General features: G+C 74.7%; 16 protein-coding genes. 14 read left to right on the forward strand and 2 right to left on the reverse strand.

The window, feature by feature from the left end; genetic code table 11:
* The first annotated feature begins 33 nt into the window (after nucleotides 1-33).
* Genes QSJ97_RS02305 through QSJ97_RS02340 form a run of 8 tightly spaced genes read left to right on the forward strand, consistent with a single transcriptional unit; the run spans nucleotide 34 to nucleotide 6,428 of the window.
* On the forward strand, nucleotides 34-987 hold the full coding sequence (locus QSJ97_RS02305; RefSeq protein ID WP_285669921.1) for a glycine--tRNA ligase subunit alpha: 954 nt from the start codon (nucleotides 34-36) through the stop codon (nucleotides 985-987).
* Entirely contained in the window at nucleotides 984-1,724 is a 741-nt protein-coding gene (locus QSJ97_RS02310; protein ID WP_285669922.1) for an FkbM family methyltransferase, read from the forward strand. The genes QSJ97_RS02305 and QSJ97_RS02310 overlap by 4 nt, the downstream gene beginning before the upstream one ends.
* A 25-nt stretch (nucleotides 1,725-1,749) precedes the next feature.
* The gene (locus tag QSJ97_RS02315; protein WP_285669923.1) at nucleotides 1,750-2,130 is read left to right on the forward strand and encodes a glyoxalase superfamily protein; all 381 of its coding nucleotides are present in this window, start codon (nucleotides 1,750-1,752) and stop codon (nucleotides 2,128-2,130) included.
* A gap of 50 nt (nucleotides 2,131-2,180) precedes the next feature.
* Nucleotides 2,181-2,951: an FkbM family methyltransferase gene (locus QSJ97_RS02320; protein ID WP_285669924.1), complete on the forward strand. Its 771-nt coding sequence runs from the start codon at nucleotides 2,181-2,183 to the stop codon at nucleotides 2,949-2,951.
* Complete coding sequence (locus QSJ97_RS02325; protein WP_285669925.1) at nucleotides 2,948-3,382, forward strand: DUF6446 family protein; 435 nt, start codon at nucleotides 2,948-2,950, stop codon at nucleotides 3,380-3,382. The genes QSJ97_RS02320 and QSJ97_RS02325 overlap by 4 nt, the downstream gene beginning before the upstream one ends.
* Before the next feature lie 18 nt (nucleotides 3,383-3,400).
* Nucleotides 3,401-5,647 carry a glycine--tRNA ligase subunit beta gene (glyS, locus tag QSJ97_RS02330; RefSeq protein ID WP_285669926.1) on the forward strand — a complete coding sequence of 749 codons (2,247 nt, stop codon included), beginning with the start codon at nucleotides 3,401-3,403 and terminating at the stop codon, nucleotides 5,645-5,647.
* A complete protein-coding gene (locus QSJ97_RS02335; protein WP_285669927.1) occupies nucleotides 5,644-6,144 on the forward strand; it encodes a PaaI family thioesterase in 501 nt (166 codons plus the stop codon). The genes glyS and QSJ97_RS02335 overlap by 4 nt, the downstream gene beginning before the upstream one ends.
* Complete coding sequence (locus QSJ97_RS02340) at nucleotides 6,141-6,428, forward strand: acylphosphatase (protein WP_285669928.1); 288 nt, start codon at nucleotides 6,141-6,143, stop codon at nucleotides 6,426-6,428. The genes QSJ97_RS02335 and QSJ97_RS02340 overlap by 4 nt, the downstream gene beginning before the upstream one ends.
* Before the next feature lie 85 nt (nucleotides 6,429-6,513).
* Here QSJ97_RS02340 and QSJ97_RS02345 read toward each other — a convergent pair whose 3' ends face one another.
* Complete coding sequence (locus QSJ97_RS02345) at nucleotides 6,514-7,569, reverse strand: enoyl-CoA hydratase/isomerase family protein (protein WP_285669929.1); 1,056 nt, start codon at nucleotides 7,567-7,569, stop codon at nucleotides 6,514-6,516.
* A gap of 113 nt (nucleotides 7,570-7,682) precedes the next feature.
* Between QSJ97_RS02345 and hemB the strand changes: the two genes are divergently transcribed.
* The 6 genes from hemB (at nucleotide 7,683) to QSJ97_RS02375 (ending at nucleotide 14,922) form a co-directional block, all read left to right on the forward strand.
* Nucleotides 7,683-8,672 carry a porphobilinogen synthase gene (gene hemB / locus QSJ97_RS02350; RefSeq protein WP_285669930.1) on the forward strand — a complete coding sequence of 330 codons (990 nt, stop codon included), beginning with the start codon at nucleotides 7,683-7,685 and terminating at the stop codon, nucleotides 8,670-8,672.
* A 29-nt stretch (nucleotides 8,673-8,701) separates the two neighbouring features.
* Nucleotides 8,702-9,841: a PQQ-dependent sugar dehydrogenase gene (locus QSJ97_RS02355; RefSeq protein WP_285669931.1), complete on the forward strand. Its 1,140-nt coding sequence runs from the start codon at nucleotides 8,702-8,704 to the stop codon at nucleotides 9,839-9,841.
* A 552-nt stretch (nucleotides 9,842-10,393) separates the two neighbouring features.
* Nucleotides 10,394-11,536 (forward strand): pyridoxal phosphate-dependent aminotransferase, encoded by a 1,143-nt coding sequence (locus QSJ97_RS02360; RefSeq protein ID WP_285669932.1) that lies wholly within the window; start codon nucleotides 10,394-10,396, stop codon nucleotides 11,534-11,536.
* Between the two features lie 25 nt (nucleotides 11,537-11,561).
* A complete protein-coding gene (locus QSJ97_RS02365) occupies nucleotides 11,562-12,650 on the forward strand; it encodes a sulfotransferase family protein (RefSeq protein ID WP_285669933.1) in 1,089 nt (362 codons plus the stop codon).
* Complete coding sequence (locus QSJ97_RS02370; RefSeq protein ID WP_285669934.1) at nucleotides 12,647-13,927, forward strand: hypothetical protein; 1,281 nt, start codon at nucleotides 12,647-12,649, stop codon at nucleotides 13,925-13,927. The genes QSJ97_RS02365 and QSJ97_RS02370 overlap by 4 nt, the downstream gene beginning before the upstream one ends.
* A complete protein-coding gene (locus QSJ97_RS02375) occupies nucleotides 13,924-14,922 on the forward strand; it encodes an NAD-dependent epimerase/dehydratase family protein (RefSeq protein WP_285669935.1) in 999 nt (332 codons plus the stop codon). Before QSJ97_RS02370 ends, QSJ97_RS02375 begins: the two co-directional genes overlap by 4 nt.
* A 16-nt stretch (nucleotides 14,923-14,938) precedes the next feature.
* Here the strand turns inward: QSJ97_RS02375 and QSJ97_RS02380 are convergent, their stop codons facing one another.
* Nucleotides 14,939-16,102, reverse strand: coding sequence for a glycosyltransferase (locus QSJ97_RS02380; protein WP_285669936.1), 1,164 nt, complete (start codon nucleotides 16,100-16,102; stop codon nucleotides 14,939-14,941).
* Between the last annotated feature and the right edge of the window lie 73 nt (nucleotides 16,103-16,175).

Raw genomic sequence — 16,175 nt, forward strand, 5'->3', positions numbered from 1 at the left:
ACAGACCCTGCATCCGAGCCTGCGAGCGAACCCATGAGCGCCATCGAGACCGCCGACCGCAAGCCGCGGTCCTTCCAGGAGATCCTGCTCCGTCTCTCCGGCTACTGGGCGGCGCGCGGCTGCGCCGTGCTGCAGCCCTACGACATGGAGGTCGGCGCCGGCACCTTCCACCCGGCGACCACGCTGCGCGCGCTCGGGCCGCGGGCCTGGGCGGCGGCCTATGTGCAGCCCTCGCGCCGGCCGACCGACGGGCGCTATGGCGAGAACCCGAACCGGCTGCAGCACTATTACCAGTATCAGGTGCTCATCAAGCCGAGCCCGCCGGACCTGCAGGAGCTCTATCTCGGCTCGCTGGCGGCGATCGGCCTCGATGCGCGGCTGCACGACATCCGCTTCGTCGAGGACGACTGGGAGAGCCCGACGCTGGGCGCCTGGGGGCTCGGCTGGGAGGTCTGGTGCGACGGCATGGAGGTCAGCCAGTTCACCTATTTCCAGCAGGTCGGCGGGCATGACTGCCACCCGGTCTCGGGCGAGCTGACCTACGGGCTCGAGCGGCTGGCGATGTATGTGCTCGGCGTCGACCATGTGATGGACATGCCGTTCAACGCGCCGGATGCGCCGATCCCGCTGACCTATGGCGACGTGTTCCGCCAGACCGAGGAAGAATACAGCCGGCACAACTTCGATGCCGCGAGCACCGAGATGCTGTTCCGCCATTTCGAGGATGCCGAGGCCGAATGCGCCCGGCTGCTCGACCCGGAGGCCAACCCGGCCGCCGACCCCAAGACCGGCAAGCGCATCGTGATGGCGCACCCGGCCTATGACCAGTGCATCAAGGCCTCGCATCTCTTCAACCTGCTCGATGCCCGCGGGGTGATCTCGCCGACCGAGCGGCAGGCCTATATCGGCCGGGTGCGCGGGCTCGCCAAGCGCTGCGCCGATGCCTTCCTGGAGACCGCTGCCGGCGGGGCGGCCGAGGCGGCATGAGCGCCGCGGCCGGGCCCGGGCCTGCCGAGGCGCCGGCGGTCGCGGCGCTGAAGCGCGGCGCGCTCGGGCTGCTGCGCCACATGCCGGGGCGGGTCGGGCGCGAGGCCGGCTACCGGCTGCACTGGCGCGGCCGCGCGGCGCGGGCGGCGGCGGCAAGGGCGCGCTTCGAGCGCGATCTCGCGGCGCTGGGGCCGGATGCGGTCTGCCTCGATCTCGGCGCCAATATCGGCGAGATGACGGCGCGGATGGCGGCACGGGCCGGCACCGTGCACGCCTTCGAGCCCGACCCCTGGGCCTTCGCGCGGCTCGAGGCGCGCTGCGCCGGCATGGCCAATGTGGTGCTGCACCGGCAGGCCGTCGGCGCCGCGCCCGGCCGGGTGACGCTCCGCCGCGCGCCGGGCTTTGCCGAGGACCCCGCGGCGCGCTCGCTCTGGAGCTCGGTCTGCGCCGAGCTGGCCGAGGCCGAGCAGGGCGAGGCGATCGCGGTGGAGCAGGTCGGCCTGGCGGATCTCCTGCGCGGGCTCGGGCAGCCGGTGGCGCTGGCCAAGATCGACATCGAGGGCGCCGAGGTGGCCCTGCTCGAGGCGCTGCTCGACGCGCCGGAGCGCGCGCGGATCGGCGCGATCTATGTCGAGACCCATGAGTGGCGCTTTCCCGGCCAGGCGCCGCGGGTGGCGGCGCTGCGGGCGCGGGCGGCGGCGCTCGGGCAGCCGCGGATCGATTTCGACTGGGTCTGACCCGGGCCGGCAAGGGAGCGCGCGCATGGCGGTGGAACTGCAATCCTCGATCCCGGTGCTGCGGGTGGCGGAGTATCCGCGGGCGCGGGAATTCTACACCGGCCGGCTCGGCTTCACCGTCACCGAGGAGGGCGGCGAGCCGCCGCGCTTCGGGATCTTCTGGCGCGGCCGGGCGCAGCTCTTCCTCGATGGCTGGCACGGCGCCCCGGCGCCCTCGGAGGGCTGGGCCGCCTATCTCCACGTGGCGGATGCCCGCGCCCTGGCGGCCGAGCTGGCCGCCGCCGGCGTCGCGATCCTCTCCGGCCCGCTCGACACCGAATACGGCCTGCGCGAGGTCGAGATCGCCGACAGCGAGGGCAACCGGCTCTGCTTCGGCCAGATCCTCGACGACGACAGCGGGAATTGAACCCCCAACCGGGCCGTGCGACAAGCCCGCGAAACCGGAGGATGACAGCGATGGCAGGCGAGCGGACGGCGCGGACGGCGACCCGGCCCCGGCAGGTGCCGGCGGACGGCCCGCTGCACCTCGCGAAGCTGCTCTCGCTGCGCGGGCTCCCGGCGCTGCCCGGCGCCTCCGGCGAGCGCTTCGCGCGGCGCTTTCACCGGCGCCGGCGCAACCCGCCGGTGCCCGGCGCCATCGCCGCGTTCGAGGCGGTGCTGGACGGGCTCGGGCCGGAGGCGGTCTGCGTCGATCTCGGGGCGAATACCGGCGAGGTGACGGCGCGGATGGCGGCCCGCGGCGTCGAGGTCCATGCCGTCGAGGCCGATCCCTGGGCCTTCGGCCGGCTCGCGGCGCGCTTCGCCGGGGCGGCGAATGTCCATCTCCGCCGCGCCGCGGTTGGCACCGGGGACGGCCTGGCGATGCTCAGCCGCGCGCCCGGTTTCGCGCGCGACCCGGCGCGCCTCCCGGTCGGCTCCAGCCTGATCGGCGGCCGGGAACGGCAGGGCGCGCATGACGCCGTCGCGGTGCCGCAGATCGACATCCGCAGGCTGCTCGGTGAGATCGGCCGGCCGGTGGCGATCCTGAAGATGGATATCGAGGGCGCCGGGGCGGCGGTGCTCGGCCGCCTGCTCGACGGGCCCGAGGCGGCAGCGGTGGCGCAGATCTTCGCCGGGACCCACGAGATGCAGATGCCGGCGCTCCGCCCGGCGCCCGGGGCGCTCCGCCGCCGCCGCGGCACCGCCGCGCCGCGGATCAATCCCGACTGGCAGCGAGGGCCGCGATGACCGGACGCACGCTGATGCTGGGCATGCTGATCTTCGCGGCGATCTTCGCCGCGGGGCTCTACTACATGCAGGTCTATGCCTTCTACGAGGAGATCGAGGCCGATGCCGTCGAGGTCGCCGGCACCCGCTATCCGGTGACCGGCTGGCAGGGCATCGACGCCTCGACCTCGCCGCTCAAGCTGCGCGCCTGCTTCCGCATGGCCGCGGCGCCCGAGGCCCCGGTGGCGGAGACCCCGGTGCCGCTGGTCGCGCCCGGCTGGTTCGACTGCTTCGACGCCGAGGCCATCGCCCGCGCGCTCGATGCGGGCGAGGCCACCGCCTATCTCGCCGCCGCCGAGGACCGCCCCGGCGCCGACCGCATCCTTGTCCGCTTTCCCGACGGGCGCGCCTTCATGTGGCGCCAGCTCACGCCCGAATTCGCCAACCAGTAAGGCTACCGAGAGGCTGCCATGCCCGATCTTCTTCTCGAGCTCCTCTCCGAGGAAATTCCCGCACGGATGCAGGCGCGCGCCGCCGAGGACCTGAAGCGCCTCGTCACCGGCAGCCTCGTCGAGGCCGGGCTCACCTATGCCCATGCCGGTGCCTTCGCCGGCCCGCGCCGGCTGACGCTCTCGCTCACCGGCGTGGCGGCGCGCACCCCGGACACCCGCGAGGAGCGCAAGGGCCCGCGCGCCGATGCGCCGGAGAAGGCGATCGAGGGCTTCCTGCGCTCCACCGGCCTCGGCCGCGACGCGCTCGAGGAGCGGCCCGACAAGAAGGGCACCGTGCTCTTCGCGGTGATCGACCGGCCGGGCCGCGCCGCGCCCGCGGTGGTGGCCGAGGCGGTGGAGGCCGCGGTGCGCGGCTTCCCCTGGCCGAAATCCATGCGCTGGGGCGCCGGTCGGCTGCGCTGGGTGCGGCCGCTGCGCTCGATCCTCTGCATCCTCTCCGACGAGGCCGGGGCCGAGATCGTGCCGCTGGAGATCGACGGCATCCGCGCCGGCGACACCACCGTGGGCCACCGGGTGCATGCGCCCGAGCCGTTCGCCGTCAGCGGCTTCGAGGACTATGCCGCGAAGCTCAAGGCCGCGCATGTGCTGCTCGACCCGGCGGAGCGGCGCGACCTGATCGAGCACGAGGCCGGCCAGCGCGCCTTTGCCGCCGGCATGGAGCTGGTGCCCGACCGGGCGCTGCTCGACGAGGTCGCCGGGCTGGTCGAATGGCCGGTGCCGCTGATGGGCGAGATCGCCCCGGATTTCCTCGACCTGCCGGCCGAGGTGCTACAGACCTCGATGCGCGAGCACCAGAAGTTCTTCTCGGTGCGCAACCCGGCCACGGGCCGCATCGAGCGCTTCGTCACGGTGGCCAACCTCGTCGCCCCCGATGGCGGCGCGGCGATCCTCGCGGGCAACCTGCGGGTGCTCGCGGCGCGGCTCTCGGATGCCAAGTTCTTCTGGGAGAACGACCTGCGCAAGGTGGCGGGCCGCGGCGAGCCCGGCATGGCCGAGATGTCGGCGCCGCTGGCCAATGTGGTGTTCCACGCCAAGCTCGGCACCCAGGCCGAGCGGATCGCGCGCGTCGCGCGGCTCGCCGCCGAGATCGCCCCGGCGGTCGGCGCCGATGCCGGGCAGGCGGCGCAGGCGGCGCGGGTCGCCAAGGCCGATCTCGCCTCGGAGATGGTCTACGAGTTCCCCGAGCTGCAGGGCGTGATGGGCCGCTACTATGCCGAGGCGGCGGGCCTTGCCGGGCCGGTGGCGCAGGCGGCGGAGGAGCATTACCGCCCGCTCGGCCCGTCCGACGCGGTGCCGACCGCGCCGGTCTCGCAGGCGGTGGCGCTGGCCGACAAGATCGACACGCTCACCGGCTTCTGGGCGATCGGCGAGAAGCCCACCGGGTCGAAGGACCCCTTCGCGCTGCGCCGCGCGGCGCTCGGCATCATCCGCATCCTGCTCGAGACCGGGCAGCGCCGGCCGCTGTTCCAGATCGCGATCCATGCCTTCAACCGGCATATCGAGGAGATCGCCCGGCGCGACCGCTCGCTGCTGATCAGCGAGACCGACCTCGCCGCGGCGCTGGCCGATGTCGAGGAGGACATCGTCGCCGCCGCCAGCCGCGTGCTGGCCGAGCGCGTCGAGGCGGCCGAGGAGGAGGCGCGGCACCACACCGGCATGTCGCTGGTGGCGATGCTCGACCTGATGCGCTTCTTCGAGGACCGGCTCAAGGTCTTCCTGCGCGACCGCGGCATCCGCCACGACGTGATCGACGCGGTCGCGGCGCGGCCGGACTGGGACGTGCTGGCGCTGCGCGTCGCCAAGGCCGAGGCGCTGCAGGGTTTCCTCGACACCGAGGACGGCGCCAACCTGCTGGCCGGCTATCGCCGCGCCTCCAACATCCTCGCCAAGGAGGAGGAGAAGGACGGGGTGGAGTATTCCGGCGCGCCGGAGATCCGCTTCGCCGAGCAGGCCGAGGAGCGCGCGCTGTTCGCCGCGCTCGATGCCGCCGAGCCGGCGATCGCCGCGGCGCTCGCGGCCGAGGACTTCGCCAGCGCGATGGGCGAGATGGCGCGGCTGCGCGCGCCGGTCGACGCCTTCTTCGAGGCGGTGCTGGTCAATGCCGAGAACCGGATCGTGCGGCGCAACCGCCTCTGCCTGCTGAGCCGGGTGCGCCAGGCGATGCGCCAGGTCGCGATCTGGGATGCCATCGAGGGCGGCGCGTGACCGGCGGGGGGCCGCGCTTCGCCCGCGATCCGGCGGAGCTCCTGACCCCGGCGCAGCTGGCCGAGCTCTCCGGGCGGGCGTTCCTCGAGGGGATCCGCGACGGCCGCCTGCCGGCGCCGCCGATCGCCGAGCCGATGGGGATGCGCCTCGTCGAGGTCGGCGACGGGCGGGTGGTGTTCGAGGGCAGGCCGGGCTTCAGCCACTACAACCCGCTCGGCAGCGTGCATGGCGGCTGGTTCGGCACGATCCTCGACAGCTGCATGGCCTGCGCCGTGCAGTCGCGCCTGCCGAAGGGGCAGGGCTACACCACGCTGGAATACCGGGTGAACATCCTGCGCGCGGTGACGGCGGAGACCGGGGTGCTGCGCGCGGTCGGCGAGGCGGTGCGGGTCGGCCGGCGCACCGGCGTCGCCGAGGGGCGGCTGCTCGACGAGGCGGGCAGGATCTGCGCCACCGGCTCGACGACCTGCCTCGTCTTCGCCATCGAGGAGGCATGAGCGAGGCGCCGCATATCTGCCTGCGCGCCCGGATCACCGGCCGGGTGCAGGGGGTCTGGTACCGTGCCTGGACGCGCGAGACCGCGCAGCGCCTCGGCCTCGGCGGCTGGGTGCAGAACCTGCCGGACGGCGCGGTGCTGGCGCAGTTCGTCGGCCCCGAGGCGGCGGTCGCGGCGATGATCGAGGCCTGCCGCACCGGCCCGCGGGATGCGCGGGTCGCCGCGGTCGAGACCGAGCCGGTCGAGCCGGTGCCGCCGCTCGCGGCGTTTCGCATCAACCGCTAGGCCGCGCCGCGCGCGCCGCTGCACCGGGCGCGCCCGCCCGCCCACCCCGCGCCCGGCGCAGCGGCGCGCGCGGCGCGGCGCGGGGTCAGAGCGTGAGCTCTTCCGCGCCGAGCGGGGCGAAGGCGGGGGCGACGTAGGCCTCGTCTGCCTCGGCCAGGGTGGCGGGGGACCAGGCCGGCCGTTCGCCCTTGTCGATGATCGTGGTGCGCACGCCCTCGTAGAAATCCGGCCGGGTCATGCAGAACCGGGCGAGGCGGTATTCGAGGGTCATGCAGGCCTCGAAATCGAGCGTCCTGCCCTCGCGGATCTGGCGGAAGGCGAGGCGGGTCGAGCCCGGCGACCTGGCGAGGATCGCCGCGCGCTGCGCCGCCGACCAGTCGTGCCCGTCGGCCGCCAGCGCCGCGAGGATCGCCTCGACGCTGTCGCCGGCGAAGAGCCGGTCGATGCGCGCGCCGTGCTCGGCGAGGATGCTCGGCCCCTCGGGCTCGCGGGCATGCGCCGCGATGGCCCGGTCGAGCGCCTGCGGGTCGGCCGGGTCGAGCGCCGCCAGCGCGCCGATCAGCGCGTCGAACCGGTCCGACGGCAGGTAGTGGTCGGCGACCCCGGCGCGCACCGCGTCGACCGGCCCGAGCCGGGCGCCGGTGAGGCCGATCCACATCCCCGTCTCGCCCGGCATCCGCGGCAGGAACCAGGTGCCGCCGACATCGGGAAAGAGGCCGATCCCGGTCTCCGGCATGGCGAAGCGGGTGCGGTCTCCGGCGATGCGGCGCGCGGCATGGATCGAGACGCCGACGCCGCCGCCCATCACGATGCCGTCGATCAGCGCGACATAGGGCTTGGGATAGCGCTTGATCCGCGTGTTCAGGCGGTATTCGTCGGCATAGAAGCCGAAGGTGGCGCGGCCCTGCTCGCCGCCCGGCCGCCCGGTCTCGTAGAGCCAGCGGATGTCGCCGCCGGCGCAGAAGGCGCGCTCGCCGGCGCCGCGGATCGCCACGAGGCCGATGCGGTCGTCCGCCGCCCAGTCGTCGAGCAGCGCCTGGAGCGTGCCGACCATGCCGTGGGTGAGCGCGTTGAGCGCCTCCGGCCGGTTCAGGGTGATCAGCCCCAGCCGCCCGCGTATCTCGGTCGCAACATCGGCCATCGCGCTTGCCTCCCTCGCCTCGCCATGCTTGTGTCGCCGGCAGATCGCGCCCCCCCATCGCCCCGGATCCGGGCAGGCGTGCCGTGCATGAGGACTTAAGAGGAAGCGTGCGGATGCTGCAACCCGCCCCGTTCCCGATGAGCCGGCCGCGCCGGCTGCGCCGGGCTCCCTGGATGCGTGCCCTGGTGGCCGAGACCCGCCTGGCGCCGTCGGACCTGATCTGGCCCTGCTTCGTGATCGAGGGACAGGATGCCGCAGAGCCCGTCGCCGCGATGCCCGGCGTCGAGCGGCTGAGCATCGACCGGCTGGTGCGCGCGGCGGAGCGGGCGGCGCGGCTCGGCATCCCGGCGATCGCGATCTTTCCCTATACCGACCCGGCGCGGAAGACCGCCGAATGCGAGGAGGCCTGGAACCCGGAGAACCTCGTCTGCCGCGCGACCCGGGCGGTGAAGGCGGCGGTGCCGGAGGTCGGCGTGATGCTCGACGTGGCGCTCGACCCCTACAACGCGCTCGGCCATGACGGCATCGTGCGCGGCGAGGAGATCCTCAACGACGAGACGCTGGCGGCGCTGGAGAAGCAGACGCTGGCGCAGGCCGAGGCCGGGGCCGACATCCTCGGGCCGTCGGACATGATGGACGGCCGGGTGGCACGGATGCGCATGGCGCTGGAGCGCGAGGGCCACAGCAATGTCGCGATCATGACCTATGCGGCGAAATATGCGAGCGCCTTCTACGGCCCGTTCCGCGAGGCGGTGGGCTCCGGCGGCGCGCTGGTCGGCGACAAGAAGACCTACCAGATGGACCCGGCGAATTCCGAGGAGGCGCTGCGCGAGGTGGCGGCCGACATCGCCGAGGGCGCCGACATGGTGATGGTCAAGCCGGGGATGCCCTATCTCGACATCTGCCGGCGGGTGGCGGAGACCGGCACGCCGACCTTCGCCTACCAGGTCTCCGGCGAGTATGCGATGCTGCGCGGCGCCATCGACAATGGCTGGCTCGCCGGCAGCTGCGTGCCCGAGAGCCTGATGGCCTTCAAGCGCGCCGGCTGCGCAGGGGTGCTGAGCTATTTCGCGCTCGAGGTCGCGGAGGCGCTGGCGGGCTGACCGCGGCGCCGGGACGGGGAGAGATCCTGATGCGCTGGATGGCGGCGGCACTGATGGCGCTGGCGGCGGCGGTGGCGGCGATGGCCATGGCGCTGAGCGACGGCCCGCCTGAGCGGGCGGATGCGCTGCCGAGCTCGGCCGGGCCGCTGGCGGTGCGCCGCGTCGCCGGGCCGTTCGAGCATCCCTGGGGCCTCGCCTTCCTGCCCGATGGCGCGATGCTGGTGACCGAGCGCCAGGGCCGGCTCTGGCGGGTCGGCGCGGATGGCGCGAAGACCGAGGTGGCCGGGCTGCCGCCGGTCGAGGAGGACGGCCAGGGCGGGCTGCTCGACGTGCTCGCCGCGCGCGACTTCGCCGCGACCCGCGAGATCTTCCTGACCTATGCCGCGCCGGACCCGGCGGGCTCGCGCACCACGCTGGCGGCGGCGCGGCTGGCCGCGGCCGGCGACCGGCTCGAGGATCTCAGGGTGCTGTTCGAACAGACGCCGCCGGTACGTTCGGGCCGGCATTTCGGCAGCCGTGTGGTGGAAGGTTCGGACGGAACCCTCTTCGTCACCGTGGGCGACCGGGGCGACCCGCCGAACGCGCAGGACCCGGCCCGCAGCATCGGCAAGGTGCTGCGCGTCGCGCGCGACGGCTCGGTGCCGGCGGACAACCCCTTCGCCGGCACCCCCGGCACGCGGCCGGAGATCTGGTCGCTCGGCCACCGCAACCCGCAGGGCATGGCGCTGGATGCCGAGGGCCGGCTCTGGACCGTGGAGCACGGCGCCCGCGGCGGCGACGAGATCAACCGCCCGGAAGCCGGGCGCAACTATGGCTGGCCGCGGATCTCCTACGGCACGCATTACTCCGGCGCGGCGTTCCCGGGCAGCGCGGCACCGGGGCTCGAGCAGCCGGTCTACTACTGGGACCCCTCGATCGCGCCCTCGGGGATGGTGGTCTATTCCGGGCGGCTCTGGCCGGAATGGGCCGGCGACATCTTCGTCGGCGCGCTGAAGTTCCGGCTGCTGGCGCGGCTCGACCGCGAGGGCGACCGGATCACCGGCGAGGAGCGGCTCTTCAAGGAGCTGTTCGGGCGCATCCGCGATGTCCGCGAGGGGCCGGACGGCGCGCTCTGGTTCCTCACCGACGAGGACGATGGCGGGCTCTACCGCGTCACCCCGGCGCGCTGACCCCCGCGATGTACGGCGCCATGCCGGAGCCGCGCGAACGGCCTGGCGCCACCGCGCGGCGGCGCCTTGCGCAGCCGCGCAGGGGCTCTGCGGCGCCACGCATGGGGCTTGGCGCAGCAGCGCGGGGACTTGGCGCAGCCGTGCGAGGGCCTTTGCGCCGCCGCGCGGGGCCTGGCGCAGCCGCGCGAGGGGCTTTGCACCGCCGCGAGGGGCTTTGCGCAGCCGCGGATCGGGCTTGGCGCAGCCGCGCGGGGGCATTGTGCAGCCGCGCGGGGTCTGTGCGTAGCCGCGCGAGGGGCTTTGCGCAGCCGTGCGGCGGGCGTTGCTCAGCCGCGCAGGGGCTCTGCCGCGCCATGCATGGGGCTTTGAGCAGCCGCGCGGGGGCTTTGCACAGCCGCGCGGGGGCCTGTGTGCAGCCACGCATGGGGCTATGCGCAGCCGCGCGGGGGCCTTGCGCAGCCACGCATGGGCCTTTGCGCAGCCGCGCATGGGGCATTGTGCAGCCGCGCGGTGGGGCTTGGCGCGGCCGCGGGGCGGGGATAGGTTGATCGGATGAGCAGACCTCCCTTTGCGCCCCTGGTGGCGGGCCTTCCGGCCACCGTCCCCTTCGTCGGGCCCGAACAGCAGGAGCGCGAGCGCGGCCGGCCCTTCGCCGCGCGCCTCGGCGCCAACGAGAGCGGCTTCGGCCCCTCGCCGCGCGCGGTCGCGGCGATGCAGGCGGCGGCCGCCGGCATGTGGCGCTATTGCGACCCGCAATCGGCCGATCTCAAGGCGGCGCTGGCGGCGCATCACGGGATCGACCCGGCGGCGATCCTGGTCGGCGAGGGGATCGACGGGCTGCTCGGCCTCACCGTGCGGCTCTTCGTGGCACCGGGCGATGCGGTGGTGACCTCCGCCGGCGCCTACCCGACCTTCAACTACCACGTCGCCGGCTATGGCGGGCGGCTGGTGACGCGGCCCTATCGCGCCGACCGCGAGGACGTGACCGCGCTCGCCGAGGCGGCCCGGTCCTCCGGCGCGCGGCTGGTCTATCTCGCCAACCCGGACAACCCGATGGGCAGCTGGCACGGGCAGGAGGCGATCGCGGCGCTGCTCGACGCGCTGCCGGAGGGCTGCCTGCTCTGCCTCGACGAGGCCTATGTCGAGCTCGCGCCCGAGGGCACCGCGCCGGACTGGAACATCGAGGACACCCGCCTGATCCGCTTCCGCACCTTCTCCAAGGCGCAGGGGCTGGCCGGGCTGCGCATCGGCTATGCCGTCGGGCACCCGGAGCTGATCGCCGGCTATGACCGGATCCGCAACCATTTCGGCGTCAACGCGATGGCCCAGGCGGCGGCGCTGGCGGCGCTGGAGGACCCGGGCCATCTCGCGGCGGTGCGCGCGGCGGTGGCCGACTGCCGGCTCCGCATCGGCGCCATCGCGGCGGCCAACGGGCTCGCCGCGCTGCCCTCGGCGACGAATTTCGTCGCCATCGACTGCGGCCATGACGGCGCCTTCGCGCGGGCGGTGCTGGCCGGGCTGCTGGCGCGCGACATCTTCGTGCGGATGCCGGGGGTGGCGCCGCTCGACCGCTGCATCCGGGTCAGCTGCGCGCCGGAGCGCGAGATCGACCTGTTCCAGGCGGCGCTGCCGGGGGCGCTGGAGGCGGCCCGGGCGACGGTCTGCACCGGCGGCTCGCTGGCCGACTGCGACTGAGCGAAGCGAACGGCGGGGAGAGAGCATGGCGCATCCGTTGAGCGGCGCCGATCCGGACACGCTCGCCCGCGTCTTCGCGGCCGGCGGGCGGCCGGACCGGTGGGGCCAGGCGCTCGGCATCTGGGGCGCGGCGCTGGCCCGTGCGCCGCTGTCCGGGCTCGAGGCGCTGCTGCTGGCCGGCCGGCTGCCGAAGGCGGACGAGATCGCGCCGCCGGTGTTCATCCTCGGGCACTGGCGCTCGGGCACCACGCATCTCTACAACACGCTGGTGCATGGCGGCTTCGGCTATGTGCCGCCGCTCGCCACCGGCCTGCCCTGGGACATGTTCGGCCTCGCCCGCGCGCTGCGCCCGCTGCTCGAGCGCCAGCTGCCCGAGACCCGCTACATCGACGCGATCCCGGTCACCCCGACCTCGCCGCAGGAGGACGAGATCGCGGTCGCCAACATGTCGCCGCTGTCGTTCTATCACGGCATCTACTTCCCCCGCGCCTTCGACCGGCTGATCGACCGCGGGCTGTTCTTCGACGGCTGCTCGGCGGAGGAGATCGCCGCCTGGGAGCGGCGCTTCACCTATCTGATGCGCAAGCTCGCGCTCGACCAGGGCGCGCGGCTGATGATCAAGAACCCGGTCTACACCGCCCGCCCGGCCCGGCTGGCGCGGATGTTCCCGGGGGCGAAGTTCGTGCATATCCACCGCAGCCCGTTCGACGTCTTCCTCTCGATGCGCAACTTCTACGACAGGCTGCTGGCCGAGTTCGCGCTGCAGGACGTGCCGGAGGGCATCGACATCGACGCCACGATCCTGCGCGTCTATGCCCGGATGATGGCGTCCTTCGACGCGGAGACCGCGGGCTGGGACCGGCCGGACTTCGTCGAGCTGCCCTACGACCTGCTCGACGAGCGCCCGATGGAGGCGCTGGCGCGGATCTACGAGGCGCTGGAGCTGCCGGGCTTCGCCGCGGCCGAGCCGCGCTTCGCCGCCTATCTCGAGAGCGTGCGGAGCTTTCGCAAGAACGCCTTCCGCGGCGACCGCGCGGCGGTCGAGAAGGTCTCCGCCGCCTGCGCGCCCTGGATCGAGCGCTGGGGCTACGGCGTGCCGGAGCCGGCCGCGTGAAGTGGCCGCGGCGGCTCCTCGGCGCGGCGCTGCTGCTGGCGCTCGCGGGGGTCGTGTGGCTCTACCTGCCGGGGCGGGCCAAGCCGGCGCGCTTCGGGCCGGAGGACTGCCGGCGCCTCGCGCTCACCGATGCCGGGACCGGGCGGCCGATCACCGGCATCGAGGATATCGCGCCCCATGGCGGCTGGCTGTTCCTCGCGGCGCAGGACCGGCTGGCGGCCGAGGCGGCAGGGCGCGCCGGGCGCCCGGCGCCGGAGGGGGCGATCTACCGCCTGCCGCTCGCGGCGCTGGCCGCGCCCGGCCCGCTGGCGCTGGCGCCGGCCACGCTGCCGGGCTTCGCCGGCCCGCTGCACCCGCATGGCATCGATGCCGGGCGCGGCAGGCTGGTGGCGATCAACCGCCGCTACGGGCCGGAGGGCGGGGCAGGGGTCGATCTCCGGGTCTATGCGATCCGCGCCGCCGGGCTCGAGCCGCTGCACCAGGCGCCCGCGCCCGGGCTCTGCGCCGCCAACGACGTGCTGCTCGGCGACCGCGCGGTGCGGTTCACCCTCGACCGCGCGCATTGCCCGGGGATCTCGGCATGGGAGGCGGTCTGGCCCGGCGCGGGCGGGGCGCTCGGCCGGATGGCGCTCGGCGGCGACGGTGATAGCGGCGACGGCAGCGGCGACGACGGTGGCGGCGACGAAGGCGACGGCGACGGCAGCGCCGAGAGCGACGGCGACGGCGATGGCAGTGGCGGCGACGGCAGCGGCGCGAGCGGTGGCGATGACAGCGGCGACGACGACGGCAGCGCCGAGAGCAACGGCGGCGCCGACGGCGGCGGCGGGGGCCTCGCGCGGATCGCCGAGGGGCTGGTCTATCCCAACGGGCTGGCGGAGTTCCCTTATGCCGGCGCGCCGCATCTCGCGGTGGCCGAGACCCGGGCGCGGCGGGTCACGCTGCTCCCCGCCGCGGGCCCGGGCGGCGCGGCCGACCGCCAGCACATCGACCTCCCCGGCGCGCCGGACAACCTGATGCCGGCGCCGGGCGGGCGCGTCCTTGCGGCGCTGCATCCCAGCCTGCTGCGGCTCGCGCTCTACCGGTTCGGCTGGCGCAGCCGGGCGCCGTCGCGGCTGGTGGCGATCCATCCCGCCGACGGGCGGGTCGAGATGCTCTATGACGACCCGTCCGGCCGGCGCTTCTCGGCGGCCACGGTCGGGCATCTGACCGGGGCGGGGATCCTGGTTGCGGGCTCCGTGCGCGATGCGGGGCTCCTGGTCTGCGGAGGGGCGGCATGAAGGTTCTGGTCACCGGCGCGGGGGGCTTTGTCGGGCGCCATCTGGTCGGGCAGCTCGTGGCCCGCGGCGACGAGGTGGTCGGCGTCGACCGCGATCTCGGCGCCGACTGGCCGGCGGCGCTGCGCGGCGTCACCGCCTCGGTGACCGATGCCGCGGCGATGCGCGCGGCGGCGGAGGGCTGCGACGCGGTGGTGCACGCCGCCGCCGTCACCGGGCTCTGGGCGCCCGATCCGCGGATCTTCGAGCGGGTCAATCTCGGCGGCACCGAGACCGTGCTGGCGGCGGCGGCCACGGCCGGGGCGACGCGGGCGGTGCTGGTCTCGAGCTACACCACGCTGATCGCCGGCGCGCGCAGCGACCCGGAGACCGAGGTCGACGAGACGCTGGAGCTGGCGCCGGAGGCGCTGCTCGGCGCCTATCCCGCCTCCAAGCGCCGGGCCGAGCTGGCCGCCGCCGGCGGGCCGCTGCCGGCGGCGATCGTGCTGCCCTCGGCCCCGGTCGGCCCCGGCGACCGCACCCCGACGCCGCCCGGCGCGCTGCTGCGCGATCTTGCGAACGGCGCGATCCCGGCGATGATCAGCTGCGGCTGGAACCTGATCGACGTGCGCGCGCTGGCGAGCGGGGTGCTGGCGGCGCTCGACCGCGGCATCGCCGGGCGGCGCTATCTGCTGGTCGGCGAGGACATGGACACCGGCGCCTTCCTCGCGGCCTTCGAGCGGGTGAGCGGCGTGCCCGGTCCGCGGGCGCGGGTGCCCTATCGCGTGGCGCTCACGGCGGCGCGGGTCGAGGCCGGCATGGCCGGGCTCACCGGGCGGCCGCCGCGGGCACCGCTCACCGGCGTGCGGCTGGCCGGGCCCTGGCGCCGCTTCTCCGGCGCGCGGGCGGCGGAGGAGCTCGATTTCCGCGCCCCGCCGGTCGAGGACGCGCTGCGCGCCGCGCTGCTCTGGATGCGCGAGCGGGGCATGCTGACGCGGGACCTGCCGGGCCTCGGCTGAGCGCCGGCGGCCCGGCTCAGCCGTGGGGATAGGTGCGCCCCTTCCAGGCGCCGCCGCGGCCCCGCCGGTGGCGCCGGGCGCTGTCCAGCGTCATCAGCGTGTAGAGCAGGGCGGCGAGCGGCAGCCAGAGCGCGTCGCGCGCCGGGCGGCCATAGAGCTTCAGCGTCGGCAGATAGGCCCGCGCCGCCAGCGCCCAGGCGGCGGCGCCGAGCCCGGCGGCGGCCCAGTCGCCATGCAGCGGCAGCCCCAGCACCAGCACCGGCCCGGCGAGATAGATCAGCGCCATCGACAGCACCGTGCCGGCCAGCAGCCAGCGCGAATGGCGCAGCTGCGCGAAGGCGGTGCGCGCGACCATCTTCCAGATCGTGCCGAGGCGGCGGTTGTCGCGCAGGCTGACCGCGGCGTCGCGGGTGAGGCCGAGCCAGATCCGGCGTCTCGGCGGCCCGCGCTTGATCTGCGCGGCGAGGCTGCAATCGTCGATCAGCGCACCGCGGATCGCGCCCATGCCGCCGATCTCGGCCAGCGCGTCGCGCGCCACCAGCATGCAGCCCCCGGCGGCGCCGGCGGTGCGGCGCTTGGGGTCGGCGATCCAGGCGAAGGGGTAGAGCTTCTGGAAGAAGAAGATGAAGGCGGGCACCAGCAGCCGCCCCCAGAAGCCGCTGTCGTCGAGCCGCGCCATCAGCGAGGCCAGCGCGATCCCGCGCTCCTCGGCGAAGATCACGAGCCGGCGCAGGGTGTCCGGCGCGTGCAGGATGTCGGCATCGGTCAGCAGCACCCAGCGCGCCTGCGGCGCCAGGTCGCCGATCCGGCGCAGCCCGGTCTCCACCGCCCAGAGCTTGCCGGTCCAGCCCTCGGGCAGCGGCGGCGCGGTCACCACATGGATCGGGCGCGGGCTCCGCGCCGCGACCTCGGCGGCGATGCGGCCGGTGCCGTCGGTCGAGCCGTCATCGACGAGGATCACGGTGAACGGCCCGCCATAGTCGCAGCCGGCATGGGCCTCGAGCACCGCCGCCACCGTTTCGGCCTCGTCGCGGGCCGGGATGATCGCCACCACCGCCGCGTCCTGCGGATGATCCGGCGCCGAGGACGGCAACGTGACATCGGCGCGCCAGAACCCGCCGCGAAAGGCGAGGAGAGAGACCCAGACCGCCAGGCTCGCAGCGCCAACGGCAAACAGCATGGATCGACCACCTCTCGTCTTGCCGGAATGATGTGAGGACGGTCCGGCCGCCGGCCTGCAGGCCGGGCGACAC

Source organism: Paralimibaculum aggregatum (assembly GCF_030270585.1).
Classification (GTDB): Bacteria; Pseudomonadota; Alphaproteobacteria; order Rhodobacterales; family Rhodobacteraceae; genus Thermohalobaculum; species Thermohalobaculum aggregatum.